Consider the following 1,016-nt stretch of genomic DNA (forward strand, 5'->3'; position numbering starts at 1 on the left):
GTCCGCACGCCAGCAACAAGCGTCTTCGGGGGAGGAGGCCACCGCCTCGACCAGAGCGGCCAGCGGTGGCTCGGCCACGACGGGCAGCCAGCCCGCGTGGGCCAAGCGCATGCACCAGCGCCAGACGATCGCCCACGGCGCGGCGAGCGCCGGCCACGCCGCCTCGTCGGGCCAGTCGGGCGGCGGCGCGTCCGTTGACCTTTCGGAGGAGTGAGCGATGTTTCGACGGCCGGAGATCCGTTACGGGACCACGCCCGAGCCCGACACGCCCTACCGCCGGGCCCGCCAGGCCTGGGACGACCGCGAGGGGCGCCTGGCCGTCACCGGCCGCCGCGCCTGGGCCGTGGCGCTGGTGCAGGGCGGGGTGATCGCCGTCCTGGCAGGCGCGCTGGTGTGGCAGGGCGCCAGGGGCCAGGTCGTCCCCTGGGTCGTGGAGGTCGACCGGTTCGGCGAGGCGCGCACGGTCGGCCCGGCCACCGCCGACTTCAAGCCCAGCGACTACATGATCGCCGCGCGCCTGGAGCGCTTCATCGAAGAGGTCCGCTCGGTGTCGTCCGACCCGGTGGTGGTCACCGACAACTGGCTGTCGGCCTACCGGTTCACCACCGACAGGGGCGCGGCGGCCCTGACCGCCTATGGCAAGACCAACGATCCGCGCGAACGGGTCGGCAAGGAGCAGGTCTCGGTCGACGTGACCAACGTCCTGCGCGCCTCGCCCACGAGTTTCCGCATCGCGTGGACCGAGCGCCACTACCAGGACGGGGCGCTGGCCTCGACCGAGCGCTGGTCGGCGATCCTCACCCTGGTCGATCGGCCGACCAACAAGGTCGACCGACTGAAGGCCAATCCGCTCCACCTCTATGTCGATGCCATCGACTGGTCCAAGGAGATGACCCCATGACCGCCGTCTTCCGGGAGGCCGCGGTCGCCGCGGTTCTGTCGCTCAGCGTCGCCGGCAGCGGCGCGGCCGCCCCGTCGTCCAGGCCGCCGACGCCGGTCGCCGCGGCCAACGCCGC

General features: G+C 73.1%; 1 protein-coding gene and 1 pseudogene. Both read left to right on the forward strand.

What is annotated here, in order from left to right; all coding sequences use genetic code 11:
- Window positions 1-214, forward strand: a pseudogene (locus DMC18_RS27110) (P-type conjugative transfer protein TrbL); the annotation flags it as partial.
- Window positions 215-217: 3 nt separating this feature from the next.
- The gene (gene trbF / locus DMC18_RS25180) at window positions 218-901 is read left to right on the forward strand and encodes a conjugal transfer protein TrbF (RefSeq protein ID WP_110133426.1); all 684 of its coding nucleotides are present in this window, start codon (window positions 218-220) and stop codon (window positions 899-901) included.
- Window positions 902-1,016: the final 115 nt, after the last annotated feature.

Source organism: Caulobacter sp. D5 (assembly GCF_003185805.1).
Classification (GTDB): domain Bacteria; phylum Pseudomonadota; class Alphaproteobacteria; order Caulobacterales; family Caulobacteraceae; genus Caulobacter.

Bases quoted from the DNA above. Each gene is read 5' to 3' on its own strand.
- trbF (WP_110133426.1), top strand. From the start codon at position 218: ATGTTTCGACGGCCGGAGATCCGTTACGGGACCACGCCCGAGCCCGAC.